The 20696-nt window shown below is 69.5% G+C and carries 17 protein-coding genes; 13 read left to right on the plus strand and 4 right to left on the minus strand.

Going from position 1 to position 20696, the window contains the following annotated elements; all coding sequences use genetic code 11:
- Nucleotides 1-89: 89 nt before the first annotated feature.
- The 8 genes from FMQ63_RS19875 to FMQ63_RS19910 all read left to right on the plus strand — a co-directional run bounded on the left by FMQ63_RS19875 (nucleotide 90) and on the right by FMQ63_RS19910 (nucleotide 11094).
- Nucleotides 90-1745, plus strand: coding sequence for a hypothetical protein (locus FMQ63_RS19875; RefSeq protein ID WP_011555652.1), 1656 nt, complete (start codon nucleotides 90-92; stop codon nucleotides 1743-1745).
- Nucleotides 1742-2443 carry an ABC transporter ATP-binding protein gene (locus FMQ63_RS19880; protein ID WP_011555651.1) on the plus strand — a complete coding sequence of 234 codons (702 nt, stop codon included), beginning with the start codon at nucleotides 1742-1744 and terminating at the stop codon, nucleotides 2441-2443. The genes FMQ63_RS19875 and FMQ63_RS19880 overlap by 4 nt, the downstream gene beginning before the upstream one ends.
- Nucleotides 2440-3723 carry an ABC transporter permease gene (locus tag FMQ63_RS19885; protein WP_011555650.1) on the plus strand — a complete coding sequence of 428 codons (1284 nt, stop codon included), beginning with the start codon at nucleotides 2440-2442 and terminating at the stop codon, nucleotides 3721-3723. The genes FMQ63_RS19880 and FMQ63_RS19885 overlap by 4 nt, the downstream gene beginning before the upstream one ends.
- The gene (locus FMQ63_RS19890) at nucleotides 3720-4499 is read left to right on the plus strand and encodes a hypothetical protein (RefSeq protein WP_011555649.1); all 780 of its coding nucleotides are present in this window, start codon (nucleotides 3720-3722) and stop codon (nucleotides 4497-4499) included. Before FMQ63_RS19885 ends, FMQ63_RS19890 begins: the two co-directional genes overlap by 4 nt.
- Before the next feature lie 100 nt (nucleotides 4500-4599).
- On the plus strand, nucleotides 4600-7122 hold the full coding sequence (locus FMQ63_RS19895; RefSeq protein ID WP_011555648.1) for a serine/threonine-protein kinase: 2523 nt from the start codon (nucleotides 4600-4602) through the stop codon (nucleotides 7120-7122).
- A gap of 75 nt (nucleotides 7123-7197) precedes the next feature.
- Nucleotides 7198-8955, plus strand: coding sequence for an ATP-binding protein (locus FMQ63_RS19900; protein ID WP_011555647.1), 1758 nt, complete (start codon nucleotides 7198-7200; stop codon nucleotides 8953-8955).
- A 60-nt stretch (nucleotides 8956-9015) separates the two neighbouring features.
- The gene (locus FMQ63_RS19905; RefSeq protein ID WP_026113780.1) at nucleotides 9016-9573 is read left to right on the plus strand and encodes a hypothetical protein; all 558 of its coding nucleotides are present in this window, start codon (nucleotides 9016-9018) and stop codon (nucleotides 9571-9573) included.
- 69 nt (nucleotides 9574-9642) lie between these two features.
- Nucleotides 9643-11094, plus strand: a complete 1452-nt coding sequence (locus FMQ63_RS19910) for a DNA/RNA non-specific endonuclease (protein ID WP_011555645.1) — start codon at nucleotides 9643-9645, stop codon at nucleotides 11092-11094.
- 46 nt (nucleotides 11095-11140) lie between these two features.
- On the opposite strand, the gene FMQ63_RS19915 is transcribed toward FMQ63_RS19910, so the two are convergent.
- On the minus strand, nucleotides 11141-12133 hold the full coding sequence (locus tag FMQ63_RS19915; protein WP_011555644.1) for a L,D-transpeptidase family protein: 993 nt from the start codon (nucleotides 12131-12133) through the stop codon (nucleotides 11141-11143).
- Nucleotides 12134-12221: 88 nt separating this feature from the next.
- On the opposite strand from FMQ63_RS19915, the gene FMQ63_RS19920 reads away from it, so the two are divergent.
- Nucleotides 12222-12575, plus strand: a complete 354-nt coding sequence (locus FMQ63_RS19920) for a hypothetical protein (protein ID WP_020478385.1) — start codon at nucleotides 12222-12224, stop codon at nucleotides 12573-12575.
- Here FMQ63_RS19920 and FMQ63_RS19925 read toward each other — a convergent pair.
- From FMQ63_RS19925 to FMQ63_RS19935, 3 genes are all read right to left on the minus strand, one after another.
- Nucleotides 12562-14592 (minus strand): LysM peptidoglycan-binding domain-containing protein, encoded by a 2031-nt coding sequence (locus FMQ63_RS19925; protein WP_011555642.1) that lies wholly within the window; start codon nucleotides 14590-14592, stop codon nucleotides 12562-12564. The genes FMQ63_RS19920 and FMQ63_RS19925 overlap by 14 nt on opposite strands.
- A 151-nt stretch (nucleotides 14593-14743) precedes the next feature.
- A complete protein-coding gene (locus FMQ63_RS19930; RefSeq protein WP_026113779.1) occupies nucleotides 14744-16297 on the minus strand; it encodes a multiheme c-type cytochrome in 1554 nt (517 codons plus the stop codon).
- A 5-nt stretch (nucleotides 16298-16302) separates the two neighbouring features.
- A complete protein-coding gene (locus FMQ63_RS19935) occupies nucleotides 16303-16686 on the minus strand; it encodes a PleD family two-component system response regulator (protein ID WP_002634498.1) in 384 nt (127 codons plus the stop codon).
- Nucleotides 16687-16874: 188 nt separating this feature from the next.
- On the opposite strand from FMQ63_RS19935, the gene FMQ63_RS19940 reads away from it, so the two are divergent.
- From FMQ63_RS19940 to lpoB, 4 genes are all read left to right on the plus strand, one after another.
- The gene (locus FMQ63_RS19940) at nucleotides 16875-18533 is read left to right on the plus strand and encodes a mechanosensitive ion channel family protein (RefSeq protein WP_011555640.1); all 1659 of its coding nucleotides are present in this window, start codon (nucleotides 16875-16877) and stop codon (nucleotides 18531-18533) included.
- 121 nt (nucleotides 18534-18654) lie between these two features.
- Entirely contained in the window at nucleotides 18655-19221 is a 567-nt protein-coding gene (locus FMQ63_RS19945) for a hypothetical protein (RefSeq protein ID WP_011555639.1), read from the plus strand.
- A gap of 15 nt (nucleotides 19222-19236) precedes the next feature.
- Nucleotides 19237-20064, plus strand: a complete 828-nt coding sequence (locus FMQ63_RS19950; RefSeq protein WP_011555638.1) for a hypothetical protein — start codon at nucleotides 19237-19239, stop codon at nucleotides 20062-20064.
- 14 nt (nucleotides 20065-20078) lie between these two features.
- Entirely contained in the window at nucleotides 20079-20687 is a 609-nt protein-coding gene (gene lpoB / locus FMQ63_RS19955; RefSeq protein WP_011555637.1) for a penicillin-binding protein activator LpoB, read from the plus strand.
- The last annotated feature ends 9 nt before the right edge of the window (nucleotides 20688-20696 follow it).

A 20696-nucleotide genomic window follows, 5' to 3' on the forward strand; every position in this document is an offset into this window, starting at 1 on the left:
TCGCCTGCCCATCCTCCGGGCTCCCGGACTGGCTCTGGGGGCCCCACGAATCGGTTGACTCTCCGCCCCAGGCAGCCTGAGGTGCCCGCATGCTCCGCCGAGTCTGGCTTCCGTCCCTCCTCCTCGTGCTCGCCGTCGCGGGCTGCTCCCGTTGTGGCAAGGACGTGGACCCCGCCGCCCCGGCCGCGGCCGTGGGGGTGGCTCGCTACCTGCCGCGCGACGCGCAGGCCGCCGTGGTCATCAATGACCTGGGCGCGCTGGGAGAGAAGCTCGCCCGCTTCCAGAAGCTGAAGGCCGCCTCGTTCGCCGCGCAGCTCCAGAACTTCTCCACCGCGGAAGGCTACGTCTCCGCGGTGATGCGCCAGATTGGCGTGGACCTGCGCAGCCGGCAGGCGCTCGAAACGGCCGGCATCGCGCCAGAGCTCGGCGCGGGCGCGGCGTTCCTCGGGGGCCACCGAGCCATCTCCGTGGTGGGCGTCAAGGACGCGGGCAAGCTCAAGGAGACGTTCGGCAACTTCGCGCGCAGCCGCCTGGGCGCGTCCGACAAGAAGCAGTCCTCCGTGGACGGTGGGGACCTGGTCACCTTCAGCCGGCCCGGCAGCGCCACGCCCGCGCTGGGCATCTTCTTCGTGAAGGGGACGCGCTTCGCGCTGCTCGGCGCGGGGCCCACCGCCGCCACGTTGGGGACGCTGGCCACGCAGCCGGAAGAGCGCTCGCTCGCGAAGGAGCCGGTGATGGCGGCGTCGCTGCAACGGCTCCCGGCCCAGCGTGACTTCCACGTCTGGCTCCCGGGCGGCGCCGGGCTCGTGCCGCCGGGCACCGTCCAGGGCGTCACGCTCACGGGCCGCATCGAGGACCGCGCGGTGACGCTGAACGCGGACGCGCCCTGGCCGGATACCCAGGCGTCCCTGGCGGCGCTGGACGCGGTGGCGCCCGCCGCGAGCACGCTCCTCACCGCGCTGCCCGCCGACAGCTTCCTGGTGGCCCAGTTCCGTGGGGACGCGTCGCACCTCGACGGTGTGTGGCCCTATCTGGCCGGCGGATACCTGACCCGGGCGGTGCAGAACAGCGGCCTCAACGTGAAAACGGAGCTGCTCGACAACCTCAAGCCGGGCACGGTGCTGGGCCTGTCACTGTCGCCCACCGTGAATCTGGGCGCGGGCATGCCGGTGCTGGATTTGCGCCGCACCAACCCCTTCCGCTTCGTCCACCTGGTGGCGCTCGCGGACGCCGAGGACGCTGCGAAGATGCAGTCCACGCTGGAGCAGTTGCCGCGCATCGCGGAGAACTTCGGCGCGAAGGTGGAGGCGTCGGAGCTGAGCGGCCAGCGCGTGTACCTCACGTCCTACCGCGCGGGCGAAGGCGCGCACTTCGCGCTCGCGCCCAACGGCCGGCTGGTGGTGGCCTCGCCCAAGGCGCGGCTGGAGTCCACGCTGACCTCGCTCGCGAAGCCCTCGGGCGACGGGCCGGTGGCCGCGGACCTGAAGGACGCTGGCAAGGACGCGGCCTTCAGCGCCGTGCTGGACTTGCGGCGCCTGTCGGACGCGGTGAAGAACCTGCCGTCGGAGGCCTGGGGCATTGGCGGCTTCGCCATCAAGGCCACCACCGTGCGCTGGCTGGAGGCCGTGGATGACCTGCGCGCCGTGACGCTGGCCGTGTCCCGCAAGGACAAGGCGCTCCAGGCGGAGCTGTCCCTGCGCCTGGCGCCCTCCGCCGCCACCTCCAGCCCGTCGGCCGCGCCGTGATTCAAGCCCGGGACGTCGTGAAGACGTACGTGGACGGCGACGGCACCCCGGTGTGCGTGCTCGACGGCATGTCGCTGGACGTGACGCAAGGGGAGTTCGTCGCGGTGGTGGGCTCGTCCGGCAGCGGGAAGTCCACGCTGCTCCACCTGCTGGGCGGCCTGGACGTCGACTACCGCGGCGACATCAGCGTAGGCGGCGTGAAGCTGCGAGGCCTGGGCGACAAGGCCCTGGCGCACTTCCGCAACACGCACGTGGGCTTCGTCTTCCAGTCCTTCCACCTCATCCCCAACCTCTCCGCGGTGGAGAACGTGCTGTTGCCGTCGCACTTCGGCGTGGCGCCCCCGGATGCCCGCAAGCGCGCGGAGGCGCTGCTGGAGCGCGTGGGCCTGGGCGCGAAGAAGGACCGCGCGCCGGTGCGCCTGTCCGGTGGCGAGCGGCAGCGCGTAGCCATTGCCCGCGCCCTGTTCGGCAAGCCCCGCCTGCTGCTGTGCGACGAGCCCACGGGCAACCTGGACGCGGCCACGGGCACGGGCGTCATCGCCTTGTTCCAGGAGCTGCACCGCGAAGGACTCACCGTGTTGTGCGTCACCCATGAGGAACGGATGAGCGCGGCGGCCGGGCGCGTGCTGCGGCTCAAGGACGGGCAGCTCGTGGAGGAGCGCGCGGGGCTTCAGGTGGCCACGGGAGGTGCGCCATGAGGCTGGACGCACTGTCCCGGCTGGTCCGGCTGAGCCTCGCCCGCGAGCGCAAGGGGGCGTTCTTCTCCGCCTTCGGTGTTGCCATGGGCGTGGGCGCGCTGGTGTTCTTCGTGGGCCTGGGCCTGGGCGTTGGCCGCGTCATCCGGGAGAAGGTCTTCCCCACGGACGCGCGGCTGGTGGACGTGGTGCCTCCGGCGGTGTCGCTGGGCTCGCTGCTGGGCGGTGGCAAGCTGGACGCGCCCACCGTGGAGCGCCTGCGCGAGCTGCCCGGCGTGGAGGCCGCCTACCGGAAGATGAACGTGCGCGTGCCCGCGGTGACGCGCTACGACGGCGTCTTCTTCGGCACCCGGCTTCGCATGGGCATGGAGGTGCTGGCCCTGGGCGTGGAGCCGGCGCTGGTGCAGGGCGACGTGCAGATGGGCGAGTTCAAGGACGCGGGGGAGGGGCAGCCGATTCCGGCGCTCGTGTCCACGCGGCTCCTGGAGCTGTACAACAAGACGTTCGCCCCGGCGCGCAAGCTGCCGCAGCTCTCCGCCAACATGCTGGTGGGCTTCGGCTTCCCGGTGGAGTTCAACCGCTCCTACGTGGCCGCGGCGTCCGCGTCGGGGCCCACGCAGTCCGGGCAGGCGCAGGTGGTGGGGGCGTCGGACCGGGCACTCCTGGCCGGTATCACCATTCCGTTGGACGCGGCCATCCGCCTCAACCGCGCGTTCGGCGTGGACTCGGAGAACTACTCCGGTGTCACGTTGGTCGCCACGGACCCGTCGCAGGTGCCTGTCATCGTGGACGCGGTGAAGGGCATGGGGCTGGAAATCGACGACCAGGAGCGCCGGATGGCGGAGAACTCGGGCGCGGCGGTGGCGCTCACGACCTCCGCGCTGGCGCTGCTGTCCCTGCTCATCTGCATCCTCGCGGCGGTGAACATCGCCCACGCGCTGTCTGCCTCCGTCCGGGCGCGCGCCAAGGAGATTGGCGTCATGCAGGCGGTGGGGGCCTCTCGCGCGGACATCCGCGCCATCGTCCTGGCCGAGGCCGCCGTGGTGGGGCTCGCGGGCGGCGCCGCGGGAACCATCGCCGCGCTGCTGCTGGCCCTGGGCGTCAACCGCCTGGCGGCGGGTTACCTGCCCAACTTCCCCTTCAAGCCCGACAGTTTCTTCTCCTTCCCCTGGCCGGTGGTGGCCGGAGGCGTCGTCCTGGGCCTCGTCGCCGCGCTCGTGGGCGCGTACTTCCCCAGCCGCCGCGCCGCCGCCACCGACCCCGCACGCACGCTCGCCGGATGACACTTCCTTCTCGCAAGACGCTGCTTGGCAATGCGCTGAGCTTGATGGCCATCGCCTGGATTTACGGAGGCGACCTCTCCGACGCCGTGCGCGCCCGCACCGCGGACGTGTCCGCTTTCATGACGGTGCCCTCCCTGGAGCGGCCCGCCGTGGTGCTGGCCGTGGCCGCGGTGGCCGCGCTCGCATTCGTCGTGGGCCTGCTCCAGCGCAAGGAGGAGGGCTTCAAGGGCTACCGGCTGCTGCCCATCGTCCTGGTGGGTTCGCTCTTCGTGGACCTGGTGCTGTCAGAGAGCCGCACGCCGCTGACGTCCACGGACATCGCGTCCATGGCGCTCCAGCGTTTCCACCAATCGGCGCAGGAACGTACCTCCGCGCTGGAGGTACCGGATGACCCGCGCCTCCTCCAGTCCCTGCTGGAGGAATTGGGCCGGCCGCCGTACCTCGTGCGGGGGGAGTCACTCCCGGCGTACACCCTCCAGGTCAGAAAGGACTGCGAAGGGCCCGTGCGAGATGCCCCCGGCGTGCGTGCCGGGACGATCCTCTACTGCGTGGCGCCAGCGCGGCAGGGCGCCTGGGTGACGATGGTGGGCCTCCCCGCGGAGGAGCGCTTCGGCCCGCCGGCCGTCGTGTCCGTCGCGGGCGAGGCGCGCTTCCTGCTGGTTCGCCCCATTCCACCCGATGAAGCGGAGCCAGGAGCCGCATTCCGCGACAGCCTTGCTGCCCCACCGTCACCTGCCGGTGACACGGACGCGGGTTCTCCTCGGGCGGGGCCCTGATCCGCCGCTTGCCCGCCTGGTCAGTTTGGGCGGGGCTTTCACGAGGTTGACCCCTTGGAGCCCCGGTCGATAGGCTCGCCGAGAACGGACCCTCCCCCACGTGACGACCACTCAACCGAAGCGGCAGCCCATCCCGTTTGGGAAGTACCTCCTTCTGGACCGCATCAACATTGGCGGCATGGCGGAGGTGTGGCGCGGGAAGCAGTTCGGCGCGAGCGGCTTTGAGCGGCTCGTCGCCATCAAGCGCATCCTCCCCAACATCGCGGAGGACGACGAGTTCATCTCGATGTTCATCGACGAGGCGAAGATCAGCGTCCAGCTGACCCACGCCAACGTCGCGTCCATCTACGAGCTGGGCAACATCCTCGGCAGCTACTTCATCTCGATGGAGTACATCCCCGGCAAGGACATGCGGGCCATCTTCGACCGGTGCCGGAAGAAGGGGGAGCCCGCTCCAGTGCCGCTGGTGGCCTTCTGCGTGTCCAAGATGTGCGAGGGCCTGGACTACGCCCACCGGAAGAAGGACGGGATGGGGCGGGAGATGAACATCGTCCACCGCGACATCTCGCCGCAGAACGTCCTCATCTCCTACGAGGGCGAGGTCAAGGTCATCGACTTCGGCATCGCGAAGGCGGCCGGTAAGGCGACCAAGACGCAGGCCGGCATCCTCAAGGGCAAGTTCGGCTACATGAGCCCGGAGCAGATCCGCGGCCTGCCGTTGGACCGGCGCTCGGACGTGTTCGCCATTGGCGTGTGCCTCTACGAGATGCTGACCGGTGAGCGCCTCTTCGTGGGTGACAGCGACTTCAGCGTGCTGGAGAAGGTGCGCAAGGCGGAGGTGCCGTCGCCCACCACGTACAACCGGCGCATCCCGGAGACGCTGGAGCGAATCGTCCTCAAGGCGTTGGCCAAGGACGTGGACGAGCGCTACCAGTACGCCAGCGAGCTGGGCGACGACCTGCAGCGCTTCCTCATCACCAGCGACACCATCTTCAGCCGCAAGGACCTGGCGCAGTACATGAAGTCCACGTTCGCGGAGGACGTGGAGCGAGAGAAGCAGCGCCTGCTGGATTACGCGGACATCAAGCCGCCCGACGGCATGCAGGCCGCGCTGGAAGCCGCGTCCTTCAACAGCCCCATCATGCCCTCCGCGCCGCCGCCGGCGCCCGTGCCGGTGGTGCAGCCGGTGGCGCCGCAGCCCCGGATGACGGGCTCCATGCCGACGGTGTCTCCAGGGGGCGTGCGTCGCTCGCCCACGCTGGCCGCGCTGCCGAGGCTGACGGCCGCCACCGCCGCGCCCCCTCCCGACGAGGACGAGGGCGGGGCGACGCAGCTTGTCTCCAGCGACCACGAGTTCGCGGACACGCCAGAGCCCACCACGCAGCCGGGGGCCGCCGTCGGGCGTGCCATCACCCCGCTGGAGGTGCCGTCGACGCCGGGTCACGACGCGGACGACGAGCCCGTCAGCGGCAGGACGGCGGTCATTTCGCCGCCCTCGCCCCTGTCGCCTCCCGTCGGCCCGCCACGGCTGTCGCACGCGAACATCCCCGTGGTGCGGCCGTCCATGTCCGTGCCCACGCTGCCGCCCTCGGACGCGCCGCCGCCCGCCTCGGGGGCCACGCCTCGGACGAGTCGGGGTGGGGGCTTGCCGCGGATGACGCGGGATGTGCAGGTGCTCGACGCCTCGCAGGCCGCGGCCCGCCCGTTGCCGCCACCGTCTCCCGTGGCTCCGCCCGCGCCGGTGGCCCCCGCGTATGACGATGAAGACGATGGGGATGCCCCGGAGCGGACCACCGGCGCGACGCCGGCCGTGGGCGGCCGAGCGCCCATTCCCAGGAAGGTGCTCTTCGGCGGCATCGGCGGGGTCGCCGTGCTCCTGCTGGCGCTGATCGGCTGGGCGGTGTCGGGGCCCGGTGTGGGCTACGTGCTGGTGGACCTGCAGGGCGTGCCCTCGGAGGTCCGCAACCGCGTGCAGGTGCGCCTGGACACGCAGTTGGTGCCCCTGGAGGGTGGCAGCGCGACGCTCCTGCGCGAGGTGCCCGCCGGCAAGGTCATGGTGGTGGTGAGCGCGGAGGGCTACAACACCTTCACGAAGACGGTGGATGTCTCCGAGGGGAAGGACGTCACGCCCGTGCAGGCGGTGCTGGAGAGCCTGGTGCGCACCGCGGCGTTGGTGCTCACGACGGAGCCCGCCACGGCCGAGGTGAAGGTGGATGGCCGGGTGGTGCGCGAGCAGGGCAAGTCGGCGGCCTACATCAAGGACGTGCCCATCAGCGGGCCGGAGTGGGTGGTGGAGGTGAGTGCGCCTGGCCACAAGCCCGCGTCCAAGCGGGTGCCGGTGTCCGGCGGTGGACCGGTGGAGGTGTCGCTCAAGCTGGAGCCATCGGTGACGCGGGTGTCGGTGAAGGTGGAGTCCAAGCCGGCCGGTGCCACCATCTTCGTGGACGGCAAGGACATGGGCGCCACCACGCCCGCCGTCGTGCAGGTGCCACCCAACGCGCGCCAGCTCACCCTGAAGCTGAAGTGCCACAACGAGGCCGAGGTGGACGTCCCGGACGCGGCGCCAGGCAATGAGCCGGCCACCGCGAGCGTTTCCCTCAAGCGGCAGCCGCGCTGCCGTTAGCCGAAGGCCCGCTTCCCGAGAAGGGGGCGGGCGCGCCAGCTCCCCTGTGGGCGGAGCGAGAGGAGGCGGGAGTTCGTGAGCAAGGTGCGCAAGGTGAACAAGGCGGATCCCCTGGCGGATCTTCCTCGCTGGGCCCAGCAGTTGGCCCGGAAGTACTACACGAAGACGGTCAGCGCCTTCCTGCTGTACGGGGCCGTGCGGGACTTGCAGCCCCTGCAGCTCGAGGAGGGCGGCCGCGGCTTCGGCACGCTGAAGACGTTCCTCTCCGAGGAGCTCTTCGGCGGCCGGGACCACGTCATCTTCTATGACCGGTCGTCCGGCATCCGCTCCGCGACGCCGGAGACGCAGAAGGACCTGCAGCGGGCCATGGCGGGCTACGACGCCATGTACGGCACGGACTACGCCAAGGTCATGCCGAGAGACCCGGGCCGCGCGCTCCAGATTCTGGAGAACTTCATGCGCATGCGCCTGAGCGAGGGCCGCTCGCTGGCGCTCATCGTCGACTTCGCGGAGACGCTCGTTCCCGGCGGAGAGATGAGCCACCTTTCCAGCGAGGACCGCTTCGTGGTGGCCACGTTGGACAAGTGGGCGCACGATCCGCAGTTCCTCGCGTCCGACGTGTCCGTGGTGCTGCTGGCGGAGAACCTGGCGGACGTGTCGCCGCGCATCAGCCGCAACCCGTACGTGGCGCCCATCGAGCTGCCCCTTCCCACCGAGGAGGAGCGGCTGGAGTACGTGCGCTACAAGCTGGAGGGCAAGCGGCTCCAGTCCGTGTCGGACGTGCCGCTGGCGGGCCTGGCGAAGATGACGGCGGGTTTGTCCCGCATCAACCTGGACCGCGTGCTCACCGAGGCGCTCGAGCGCGAGGTGCGCATCACCTCCGAGCTGCTCAAGGAGAAGAAGCGCGAAATCATCCAGGCGGAGTGCCACGGCCTGCTGGAGTTCATCGAGCCGGTGCACACGCTGGACGCCGTGGCGGGACACGCCAAGGCCAAGCAGATGCTGCGGCAGGCCGCCGGGGCCCTGAAGAAGGGGCGCCTGGAGGTCATGCCCATGGGCTACCTGCTGTCGGGCCCCGTGGGCACGGGCAAGACGTTCATGGTGAGCTGCTTCGCCGGGGAGATTGGAATCCCCGTGGTGAAGTTCCTCAACTTCCGCAGCCAGTGGCAGGGCGTCACCGAGGCGAACCTCGAGAAGATCTTCAACCTGCTCAAGGCCCTGTGGCCGGTGGCGGTGATGATTGACGAGGCGGATACGTTCCTCGGCAACCGTGACTCCGGCGGAGACTCCGGGACGAGCAGCCGCGTGTTCGGCTCCATCGCCTCGTTCATGGGCAACACGTTCTACCGCGGGAAGATTGTCTGGTTCCTGATGACGGCGCGGCCGGACCTGCTGCCCATCGACCTCAAGCGGCAGGGGCGCGCGGAGGAGCACCTGGCGCTCTTCTATCCGCAGACGGACGCGGAGCGGGACGAGCTGTTCCAGGTCATGTCCAAGAAGACGGGCGTGTCCGTGGAAGGCATCGAATCCTTCTCCACGCTGATTCCGGAGGGCGTGCGCGCCTTCAGCGGCGCGGACATCGAAGCCGTCATGGTGCGCTCGAAGTTCCGCGCGCTGGCGGAGGGCCGCGAGGCGGTGACGAAGGACGACCTGGCCGCGGTGCTCGCGGACTTCGTGCCCCCCAGCTACCCGCTGGAAATCGAGCTGCAGAACCTGGTGGCGGTGCAGGAGTGCACCAGCCGCGAGCTGCTGCCCGAGGGCTTCCGCCAACTGGACCGGGACTACATCACCCGGCGCGTGCGCGAGCTGAAGGCGCTGCTGGAGTCGCAGTAGCCGGTGCTGCCTTACGCCCAGGCGCTTGTCCTGGGCGCACGGCCCGCTGAGACTTGGGACATGGCTGATGGCCCCACTGCTCCGCGTTCCTGGTTCGCGTATTCCCTCGACCTGGCCCCGGTGATTGCGCACGAGCGCCTCCCGGGGCTCCCGCCCATTCCCGACGTGCTGGAGGGCGAGCTGGCCGAGGCGCTCGACGTGGACGTCGTCTACGACGTGGCGTCGGCGGCCTGGGGCGGGAAGGTGGCCCGGCTGGTGGATGCGCCAGGCCACAAGCTCCCCGGCATGCTCCGCCGCGTTCCCGCGGACGCCTGGGACGCGCTGGTCCGCCTGGAGTCAGCAATGGCGAGCGCCACCGAGGTCCGGCAGGTGAAGGTGCGCACCTTCACCGGGGCCGTGCTCAGCGCCCATGTCTTCACGCCCACGGCTCCCGCGACGCCCGCTCAGGGGCTCGTGAGTGAGGCGTTCCTCGTCACCCTGGCGCTATCAGCCGAGGAGGCCGGGTTGTCCCCGGACCACGTGGAGCGGCTCCAGGCCGAGGCCCGTATCGTCCAGGCCCTCCAGAAGGCGGGCCCCGAGGCCCTGAACCCTTCGAAAGCCCCAGGAAAGAAGGGTTAGGCGGGTATCCAGGTGCGAAGCGACCCCCAGGTTCTTTTTCTTCGTAAGAAAACGGAGCCGTGACGCAACTTGGCGCGCCGAACGGCCGACGATGAGGGACGGGGCTCCACCTCGTGCTTCACCTCGTCGGCCCCGAGGACATTCAGGATGACGCTGCGACCCACCACGACGCGAGCCGTTCCCCCGCGCCCGGCATCGGCCGCTTCGCCCCTCAATGCCGTCACCACGCCGGGAGGAAGCTGGAGACGCTCGACGGCCCGCGAGGTGCCCATCAACGAGCTCCAGGAGAAGTTCGGCTGGAAGGATGACAGCTGGCAGGTGGGGTTGATGCAGGCCGCTGACGCGGCGGGCAGCAAGACGCGCGGTGGCAACGGGCAGGTGTCCGCGGCGGAGCTGGAGCGCTACCTGGCCGCGCCCGAGGACGGGCAGTACCTGACGTCCACCGCGCTTCAGCAGAAGCGCTCCTCGCTGGACGCGAAGCTCGCGCAGGGAAATGGCTCCGCGGTGGGCGTGGACGCCTTCGAGAGTGGCTGGCAGGCCACGGTGGCCCGGCGCGCGGACCTGCTGGGGGGCAATGGAGACGGCCAGCTCAGCGCGGAGGAACTGGACGCGTTCATCCAGGCGTCGAAGGCGGGCAAGCACGCGGACACCCGCTGGGTGCCGGACCAGCAGATGGCCGCGTTCCAGAGCCGCGTGGCCGAAGCGGCCGGAGAGCTGGACCCGATGCGTCCCGCCGGAGCGCTGGGCTCGGAGGGGCTCAGCCTGGTGAAGGAGTACTCGCGCCTGGCGCTGGACCAGGGGGCGAACGTCCCCACCTTCGTGAGCTACATGCTGTCCGCGTCCGACATCCAGGAGACGCCCGCGACGGTGTCCCGGCTGGAGAGCACCTTCGTTCGCGACCCCGAGCTGGGGCGCACCGGCGTCACCGACTCCGACTACACGCGGACGGGCTTCGACCGGGGCCACATGAAGCCGGCGGAGGACTCGCCCACGCAGGAGGCGATGAACGAGAGCCACCTGATGACCAACATCGCCCCCCAGCACGGCAACCACAACCAGCAGGTGTGGCGCACGCTGGAGCAGGGCGTCTCCGGTCTCGTGAACTCGCAGGGCGGCAAGGCGTACATCCTCACCGGCAACCTGTACCTGGATGACAAGGGACAGCCGCTGCCTCCGGAGAAGCGGGAGACGACGGGGGCGGGGGAGCGCCGCATCGCCGTGCCCACGCACAACTTCAAGACGGTCCTCCACGAGCTGCCGAACGGCAGCCTCACGATGTACGCGTACCTGGTGCCCAACACGAAGGACGGGCCGTCGAAGAAGGAGGACATCCTCCCGCTGCTCGATTCGCACCGCGTACCCGTGGACCGCATCGAGGAACTGCTGGGGCAGGACCTCTACGCAAACCTGCCCAAGCGGGTGCAGGACAAGCTGGAGAAGGGCACGTCGGCCGAAGGCGTCTTCCAGCGCAACAGCCTGTACTTCGCCGCCAGCCTGTTCCGTTTCGCGCCCGGCAACTGACGCGGGGCTTCACAGCCTGGGCTTCGCTTCCGGGGGAAGCACGGGCTTACGCCACGGGACGCGGTACCCCCAGGTGTGGGTCATCCACGTGCTCGACGACGGCCACGCGGTCTCCCACGGAGAGCGCGTCGTGCAGCACGCGCACGGCCTCGTTCGAGTGGCGGATGCAGCCGTGCGAGACGTCCGTGCCCAGGAGGGCGGGGGCGTTCGTTCCGTGCAGCTCCTCACCAGAGTGCCGGCCATCCGCCCAGGAGAGGTCGAGCATGCGCACGCCGAAGACATGGCGGTCATTCCACAGCCGTGCGCCGGCCGCTTCGGTGGCCAGTTGATCCAACTTCGTGCGGACCACCTTGATCCCGGTGCGGGTAGGGGAGGCCGCGGCGCCCGTGGCGTTGGGGAAGATGTCCACGAGTTGCCCACGGGTGTCGAAGAGGAAGGTCCGGTGCTCCCGGAGGGCCACCACCACGCGGACCTGTTGTCCGTCGAAGAAGGCGGAAGGCAATCCCCGTGTCTGCCCACGCGTCCCTGGCGCTGGCGCCAGTGCATCCAGCGCGCGTAGCGTGGAGGCATCCAGCGCGCCCGTGGGGAGGACGGCGGGGAAGGTGCGCGAGGCATGGACCTGGAAGTTCCGCAGCGCTCGGGTGGTGTGCGGGCCGTGGTGTCCGTCTGCGCCGCCGTGCAGGGCGAAGCCCATGTCGAGCAGGGTGGCCTGTACGGCGCGGAGGCCCTCGCCCTGGCTGCCGGGGCCGAGGATCTGGGCCCCTGACGCGACGTCCGCCAGTTGGGGCAGTCCGGTGAAGCGCGCGTTGTCAGGGGGCGCTGGAGTGCGCGCGGGCCGGTCCACGCCTTCCAGAGGCAAGGGCGTCCCGGACCGTGGACGTGCATCCAGCGAGGGCTGAGGACCTTGGCCGACGGTGACTCGGGAGACAGGCTTGGGACTGCGTGCCGTCTTCCCGAGGGCGGGTGTTGATGCCGCGTCCGGGACGTCAGGCGGAAGGAACGAGATACGTGACTCCGGTGGCGAGATGGATGAGGTCATCCCCGGCCTCAGTGCAAATCGCTCGCCCGACCCAACCACGCGAGGCCTGCCTTTGAGGACCACACCCTCCGCCACGACGTTTCTGAATGTGGACCTCGAAATCCGAAGCCCGCACCGGCTTGAGGGCCTGGTTCGCGCGCTGGCTCCGGGCGCGTTCGCGCTTCACGAGGAGCCCCACTTCGCCTGTCTGGAGCTGGCTTCCTGGCCGACGAGCGTGGAGTCTGCGCTGATGGAGTTCGTGGGGCTCATCCAGGCCCTTCCCGAAGAGGCGCGCGCGGCGTGGGACGGTTGTACCCAGCGGCGCTTCGATATCGGGATTCATGTGGGGCTGGAGCCCCATTCGAGCGCCTTCCCCGTGCCGGAACTCGTCGTCCAGCAGCTCGCCAGTGTGGGTGCGGAGCTCGCCTTCACCGTGTACGCGCCGGAGACTACGGGGCGCTGAGGAGGAGCACCTTCCCCGTGGGGAGGGTGCGGTGGTCCTTGATCTTGTTCCACCGCATGATGTCGTCCACGCTGACGCCGTAGCGCTGCGCGACGGACCAGAGCGTCTCGCCCTCCGCCAGCGCGTGGACCTTGCCAGCCTTGCCCGCGGGCTTGGCGACGCTCACCGAGTGCTTCGCCAGCACCGTGCCGCCGCGCTCCTGCACGCTGGCGGTGGCCGTGTTGCCATCGGGCCAGACGAACAGCGTGGAGCCCACCTGGAGCGTCGGGTTGCGCCGCTTGAGGTTGTTCCACTGCTTCAGCGAGTCCACCGACACGTTGAACTTGTTCGCAATCACCCAGAGGCTGTCGCCGGACATCACGCCGTACGTCACGCGCGTGCGCCCGTTGATGGTCTCCTTCTTCACGGGGCCCGCGGCCACCGGGCCTTTGGGCGTGCCCGCTGGTACCTCGTCCTCGGGCCGCACCACCACGCCGCTGCGGCGGGCCTGCGCCACCTTCGTCGCCAGCGCGCCGCCCGAGCTCTTGCCGGCGGGAATCGGAATCACCAGCTCTCCACCCACGCGCAACGTCCGGGCCGACTTCAGCTGGTTCATTTGGAGGATGGCCTCGGACGCCGTGCCGTACGTCTCCGCGATCTGGGACAGGGTGTCGCCGCGCTTCACCTTGTGGATGCGGAAGGTGAGCCGCTCCGCGGGGCTGATGCGCTTGTAGTTGTCCGCGAACTGCGTCCCTGCCCCCTTGGGAAGCCGGAGCGTGTAGGGCTTCTTGGCCGTCGCCGGCGGGGTGCACCAGCGCTTCAGCTCAGGGTTGAGGTCCTGCACCACCTTGACGGGCACGCCGGCCGCGCGGGCGACGACGTCCAGGTCCGCCGCGTCGGTGAGCTGCACCTCATCGAAGTCGAGCACGGGCTCGGGGTCGAACTCGTTCTCGTTGAAGCCGAACGCCGCCGGGTGCTTGGCCACCAGCGCCGCGGCAATCAGCTTGGGCACGTAGTGCTTCGTCTCCTTCGCCAGGCCGCGCTCTTCGGACAGGAGCCAGAAGTTCGTCGTCCCGTGCCGCTCCACCATCCGCCGGACGCGCCCGGAGCCGGTGTTGTATCCGGCCCATGCCAGGTACCAGTGCCCCAGCTCGCGCTTGAGGTCCTTCAGATAGGACGCCGCGGCGTGGGTGGCCTTGATGGGGTCCCGCCGCTCGTCCACCCAGAAGTCCTGCTTCAGCCCGTACTGCTTGCCAGTGCTGGAGATGAACTGCCACGGCCCCGCCGCGTGCGCCCACGAATAGGCATGCGCCGAGAAGCCGCTCTCAATCATCGCCAGGTACACCGTGTCCTTCGGCAGGCCGTACTGCTCCAGGATGGGGTGCATCACCGGCACGTACCGGGCCGCGCGCGACATCCACTTGCGGAACCAGCGTCGCCCGGGCCCCTGGAAGAACTGGACGTACTGGGCCACCAGCGGCTGCATCTCCACTGGGATGTCGTAACGGTCCTGAATCTGCCCCACGTCGAAAGTGGCCAGGTCCGTGATGAGCGGAATCTCCGGCAGCTCTTCGTCCTCGCGGAAGGTGTGCTCGTCGAGCGCGTCCAGCATGCGCATCCGCAGCGGGTTGGCGACCCCGAGCCGCCGCAGCGACTGCATCACCTCCGCGGTGGAGCGCGACGCCGGGTCCAGCGCGGCGCCTTCCAGTGCACGCAGTTCCTCCAACTCAGCGGACTCGGACTCAACCGCGTCGCGCGTGGCCTCGCCTTGCTCGGAGGCGTCCTCGGCCACCATCGGCGTGCCGGGCTCCAGCGGCTCCAAACCGGGCTCATCGACAGCATCGGTCCCGGTATCCGCGGCGCCAGGTTCCGTGGCGGCCGTTGGTTCCTTCTCGGCCGGAGACTGCGCTGCGGGTGCCTGCGCACCCTCGGATTCCACCACCTGAGCCTTGGCAGGAACGGGCCCCACGGGCGGTGGGGTGAGCCCCGAGGCAGGGGCTGAGGCCAGGGCGAGCAGGAGCAGAGGTAGAGGCGGCATACAGTCGCGGGAACGGGCGCCCGGAGGCGGGCGAAAGCGGGAAGTAATCGCCCTTTTCCTTGACAGTCAAACAAGGAGTCGCGGCCTGCGCGTCTTGTTTGGACGCAGGGTAGGAGCAACCGCCCAGGCGAGCCCCTGGATTCCTGGATGACTAGGGCTTCCCGTGTCCCGGCCCCACGATGCGCGGCAGGTACGTCGCGAAATCGAAGTGAGGCGAGTTCTCCGGGTTGTGACAGGTGACGCACACGCTCTCGCCCGGCGAGGCGATGATGTTGTGGGTGCCCGGCGCGTCCGCGTGCTCCGAGCCCGGACCGTGGCAGCTCTCACAGCCCACGTCCTCGCGGCCCGCCACCTTGTCCAGCCGGCAAACGCCGCCGGGCTGCTCCCAGCCGGTGACGTGGCACCCCACGCAGTTGAGGTGGAACTGCTTGCCCACCTGTTCCAGCGTCTCCCAGGCGAGGTGGTGCTTGGATTTCTTCCAGACGGGAAAGGCGTCCTCGTGGCAGGTGCGGCAGGGCTCGTTGCCCACGAAGGCCGCGCGGCCCGGCGCCGGAGGGAGGCAGTCCTGTCCATGCGCCTTCGCCCAGGCGAGGTTCATCTTCCCCACGTCCGCGTCGTAGGCGGACACCAGCGCGACCGCCTCCGCGTCGGAGGGAAGGCTGGACTCCAGGGGCACGAAGCGCAGCGTGAAGGCGTTGACGCCGTCCGAGGTGACGGGAGGAGCGTCCAGCAGGGCCTGCCGGCGCGCCACCAGTTCGTCGCGCTTGCCCTGCTTGAGCGCCTTGAGCTTCGGGTCCGTGCCGGGGAGGTTGATGTCCTTGTCCAACAGCGCCGTGCGTTGCTCCAGGGCGGCGGCCTCACGCTCCAAATCATCCTGACCCTTCTGCAACGCGAAGGGGCCAGCCTGGGGTGCATAGGCCAGGTCCACGCGCAGCAGCGAGCGTCCCTTGCTCTGCAGCGCCACCACCGGCACCGCGGACCGCACCAGTCGGTTCTCCTCGCCACTGAACTCGGTGGCGGTGCGAGTGGCCACCACCACGTCGGCCTTCAAACCCGGCTGCTCCACCGCCTGCTGGGCCACGTCCAGCGTGACGTCCAGCAGGCCCACCACGAAGTCTGCTCCCTGCGCGCGGGCCTGGGCGCTGGCCTCCGCGAGCTGCGCGGCCGTGGTCGCCGCCACCACGCCCACCTTCCGTTCGCCCGCGGGCAGCAGCTTCACCGCGCCCGGCGCCAGTTCCGGCAGCCCCAGGCCCTTGCGGAAGTCCACGCCCTGCGTGTCGTCCAGCGGACCGGTGGCGCGCACCGCCAGGCCCATGTGCCGCATGGCGTCCGCGAGCGCCTTCGCCTTGCGCTCCTCCTGAGGCACCTGTCCCGGCTTGAGCCGCTGCTCGCCGAAGAGGCTGTTGCCGCCATCCACATAGAGGACGGGCAGCGAGCCCTTGCGCGCCGACTGCACCTGCGCGGCGGCGCGGGCAATGCCGCCCCGCATGTTCTCGCTACAGCCGCACGGGCCCAGGTAGCCACGCGTGTCGGCAGAGAGGAAGAGGATGGCGCCCGAGCCCTGGCTTGCCGCCGCGGCGGGCTTCGCGGCGGCGGTGGCCGGCGAAGACGAAGCGTCTGCTTCCGCGGGCTTGGGGGGTGGGTCCTTGCGTGCACAGCCAGCGAGCGACGCGGCCAGCAGGGCCGCGGCGAGGAAGGCACGCATGGGATTCACCAGAGGATGCTCTGCACCAGTTCGTCGATCTTCTCGCCCATGGCTTCCAGTCCGTTCACCTTGGACAGGGAGCCGTCTGCCCCCACCTGTTCGGCCAGCTTGGACAGCTCGTCGTCCGGGAGGCTGGAGAAGAGGACGATGGGGATGTCCTGCGTGCCGTACTCGTTCTTCAGCGTGCGACAGATATCCGTGCCCTTGGCCTCGGGCATGTGGATGTCGGTGAGGATGAGGTCCGGGCGCCAGGTCTGCAGCGTCTTCTCGAACTCCATGAGCGTGGAGGTGGCGATGACCTCGTAGCCGCGCGCTTCGAGCACGGCCTTCTCCATCGCGAGCGTAATCTCGCTGTCATCAATCAGGAGGATTCTTCGCTTCTCGGACACGGCGACCTTCCTTCACTCCTTTATCTATCCTACCCCCACGCGCCGCACCAACGCTTTCCCGTGCGCTCCCGGGGCCGGTGTTTCCCTGATTTCGGAAGTCCACCGCCGCACGCTCGCCCGCCGGGTCTCCGGGGACGACTTCTTTCCAGTGAGACATCCGAAAAGGGATAGGGATATGGAAGTCAGCCATGATGCACCGTGACAGATGGACCCTGAGGGCACTCGTCCTGGGACTGGGGCTGCTGTGGAGCCTTCCTGCCGCCGCGCTCAACGCGGGTCTCAACCCGCCGCCCTCCTCGGTGGACCGGAAGACGCCGCAGGCCACCGTGCAGGGCTTTCTGGCCGCCGCGCACCGGGGGGACTACGCCCTGGCGGCGCACTACCTGGACCTGGACTACATCCCCCGCGCCCAGCAGGCGGAGCGGGGCTTCCAGTTGGCCCGCGCGCTCAAGTTCGTGCTGGACCGCAAGCTGCCCGTGGACGTGGGCTCGCTGAGCAAGGAGCCGGAGGGCGACCCGGCCGACGCGCGCTACGACCAGTTGGGCACCATTCCGTTGCAGGGGAACAACGTCCCCGTCCGCGTCCAGCGTGTCTCCTCTGCTGAGGGGGAGATGGTCTGGGTCTTCAGCGAGTCCACGGTGCGGCAGGTGGACCCGCTCTTCGCGGAGTATGGCCCCCGGCTGGTGGGCCTCCTGCCGGCCTTCTTCTTCAGTGACACGGTGCTGGGACTGGAGCCCTGGCAGTGGCTGGGGCTGCTGGTGACGGTGCTGGGCAGCCTGGGCCTGGCGGTGCTGCTGGAGCGCCTGGTCCTGGCCTTCGCCCGCCGTGTGGCGCGGTGGACCCGGTTCACCTGGGAGGAGAATGTGGTCTCCTCGGGGAAGGGGCCGCTGAAGCTGCTCACCTTCTCCGCGCTGCTGGTGGTGGGCACGCTGCTCTTGCGGCTGCCTCGTCCGGCGCAGGGCGTGTTCATCCGGATCGGCTACTCGTTGAGCGTCGTGGCGCTGGCTTGGGCCGTGCTGCGCATCCTCCACGTCTCCGTCGCCTTCGTGCAGAGCCGCGTGTCGTCGGAGATGAAGGACGCGGCACGGGCGCGCAGCGTGAGCACGCAGTTGGTGGTGCTCCGCGCCATCTTCGAGGTGGCCACGTACGTCATCGCCGCGGCGCTGCTGCTCATCCAGTTCGAGGTGGTGCGCAACGTCGGAGTGTCACTGCTGGCCTCTGCCGGTATTGCCGGCCTGGTGCTCGGTCTCGCGGCGCAGAAGTCCATTGGTACGCTGCTGGCCGGCATCCAGCTCTCCATCACCCAGCCCATCAGCATTGGCGACACCCTCATCACCGAGGGCGAGTGGGGCACGGTGGAGAAAATCACGCTCACCTACGTGGTGCTGCGGACGTGGGACCAGCGCCGGCTGGTCATCCCCATTGTCCAGTTCCTGGACAAGCCCTTCCAGAACTGGAGCAAGGGGAACCCGGAGATGCTGGGGCCCGTCATCCTCCAGGTGGACTTCCAGACAGACATCGACGCGCTGCGCGCGGAGCTGCGCCGCATCCTGGAGAACGAGGGCAAGGCCCTGTGGGACGGCCGCGTGGCGACGGTGGTCGTCCTGGACGTGCTGGACCGCACCCTCACGGTGCGCGCGCTGGTCAGCGTGTCGGACTTCAGCAAGCTCTTCGACCTGCGGGCCCTGGTGCGCGAGAAGCTGGTCGCCTTCCTTCGCGCCCACCCGCTGTGGCTGCCCGTCACCCGCACGGAGGCGCGTCCCTTCCCGCCGCCCGAGCTGGATCCGGCGCGGCTGTCCACTTCCCCGGACTCGCCGCCCGCGCCGCCCACGCCGCCTCGGGTGTGAAGGCGGGCTGCCCCCCAGACGCAGTGAGCCCTTGCCTGGGGGCATGGGGTTTTGAATAGTCGGCGCGCCGCGCCGTCATAGCGCTGGAAATTCGCACCTACCGCCCGGGGGAGTCTTCGAGATGATGCGTCATGTCAGGTTGTGTGGGGCCCTTGCGATGGTGGCCGCCACCGTGCCGCTGACCGCCAGTGCCCAATCCCGAGGCCGCACGGACGGTCCAGAGGAGTCCGAGTACGGCAAGGGTGGCTACAGCGGTCCCGGAGGCCGGAGCGTGTCGCTCCAGCTCGACTGGGGCGCGGCCATCAACTCCCGCAAGCCGCCTCGGGGCGCGCCGGAAGGCCCGCCGCTGTTCGTGGGCGCCACGCTGTCGCTGTGGGGCGCGGACTGGTACCAGTTGGACGTGAGTGGTGCCTACGTGTTCGACGGGGGCCGCTTCGTCGGCATGGTGGGCCCGCGCTTCCGGACCTGGGGCTGGCCGTTGGTGTTCACCGCGGGCCTGAAGGCCGGCGCCATCGTCATCCCAGAGGGAGAGGGCCTGCGCTTCGGCATCTCGCCGCAGCTGGGGGCCGAAATCCTCCTGGGCGACCGCGAGAACATCCTCATGGCCCTCAACTACACCCCGGACATCCCCATTGGCGGTGGCGGCGTCACGCACCGGCTGGGCATGTCCGTGGGCTACAAGTTCTAGCAAGGAGGTTTTGACATGATTGCCCAGCTGCTTGCCGCCACGCTGGCGTTGACCTCCAGCCAGGCGCCCGTCTCTGTTTCCGGCCGGGGAAGCCCACAGGTGAACCTGCCGTTTCCGTCCGGAGACGTGCAGACCTACAACATCATCCAGTGGGACCCCAACCAGCTCCCGCGCATCTACGAGCGCTCCGACCAGCTCCCTCTCACCGACGAAGAGCTGACGAAGCTGTCCCAGGCTGGCTTCGAGCCCGCCCAGCTCGTGAAGATGATTGAAGAGCGCCGCTGCGCCTGCGACGCCAGCGCGGACGGCCTCATCCGGCTCAAGAAGGCCGGCGTGGACAAGGACGTGCTGGCCGCGGTGTCTCGGCACGGACTGGCGCCCAACCGCGGGTTGAACCTGCTGGTGACGCTGGACTTCACCGGTGAGAGCCGCAACGCGCGCGAGGCGTTCCTCTACTTCTTCGTGGACGATGGGGACATCACCCGCGTCTTCACCGCCAACATCCCGGAGCTGCTGCGCCGCCGCAACAGCCACGAGACGACGGTGGACCGCAGCGACATCCTCGTCGCGCGCACCGTTCGCCGTGTCCAACTGGCGGGCCAGGTGCCGCTGCGTACCTATGGCAAGCACAACGTGCTGGTGGTCGCCAGCGCCAGCCCCACGCTCACGCATCCGTCCCAGCTCACCGCGCAGGAGCTGTCGCGGTCGCAGCGCTACACCTTCGACTACCCTCGTGCGTCGCTGCAGAACGTCTGCCGCCTGACGGCCGGGTACCGCCGCGACGCGGTGCTCGCCTACAAGTGGAACTTCGAAGGCAGCCGCTTCGAATGCGAATGGAACTAGGAGTGACCCGCACCATGAACACCCGCCGCCTGATTCTGTCCGCCTGTCTCGCCGCTTCGCTGTCCGCCTGCACGGGCCCGCGCGCCTTCACGCGTGGCACGTACGAGGACCCGAACACCATCGAGATGCTGTCGGACCGCTTCAACGAGAACGACCTGCAGCTCATCGCGAAGAAGATGGCGGAGTCGCTCGCCACCTCGCCGCGCTTCTCCCAGCCCCGGCCGGACGGCTCGCTGCCCATTGTCCTGGTGGGCAAGCTGAAGAACAGCACCTCCGAGCACATCGACATGCGCTCGCTGGGCGACAAGATTCAGACGGCGCTGGCGCAGACGGGCCGCTTCGCCCTGGTGGACCAGCAGGCGCGCCAGGACATCGCGGAGGAGTACGAGTACCAGCAGTCCGGCTACGTCGACCCGAACACCGCCAAGGGCCCGGGTCAGCAGACGTCGGTGGACTTCCTGATGACGGGCGACCTCGCCTCCATCATCCAGGAGGTCGGCCGGGACAAGCTCGTCTATTACAAGATGACCGCGAAGCTCAGCAACGTGCGGACCGGCCTCATCGAATGGACGGACGAGAAGCAGATCCGCAAGAAGTTCGAGAAGCGCGGCGTGAGCTGGTAACGGGCGCAT

Origin of the sequence: Myxococcus sp. CA005, from assembly GCF_006518205.1 — a bacterium.
GTDB lineage: Bacteria > Myxococcota > Myxococcia > Myxococcales > Myxococcaceae > Myxococcus > Myxococcus xanthus.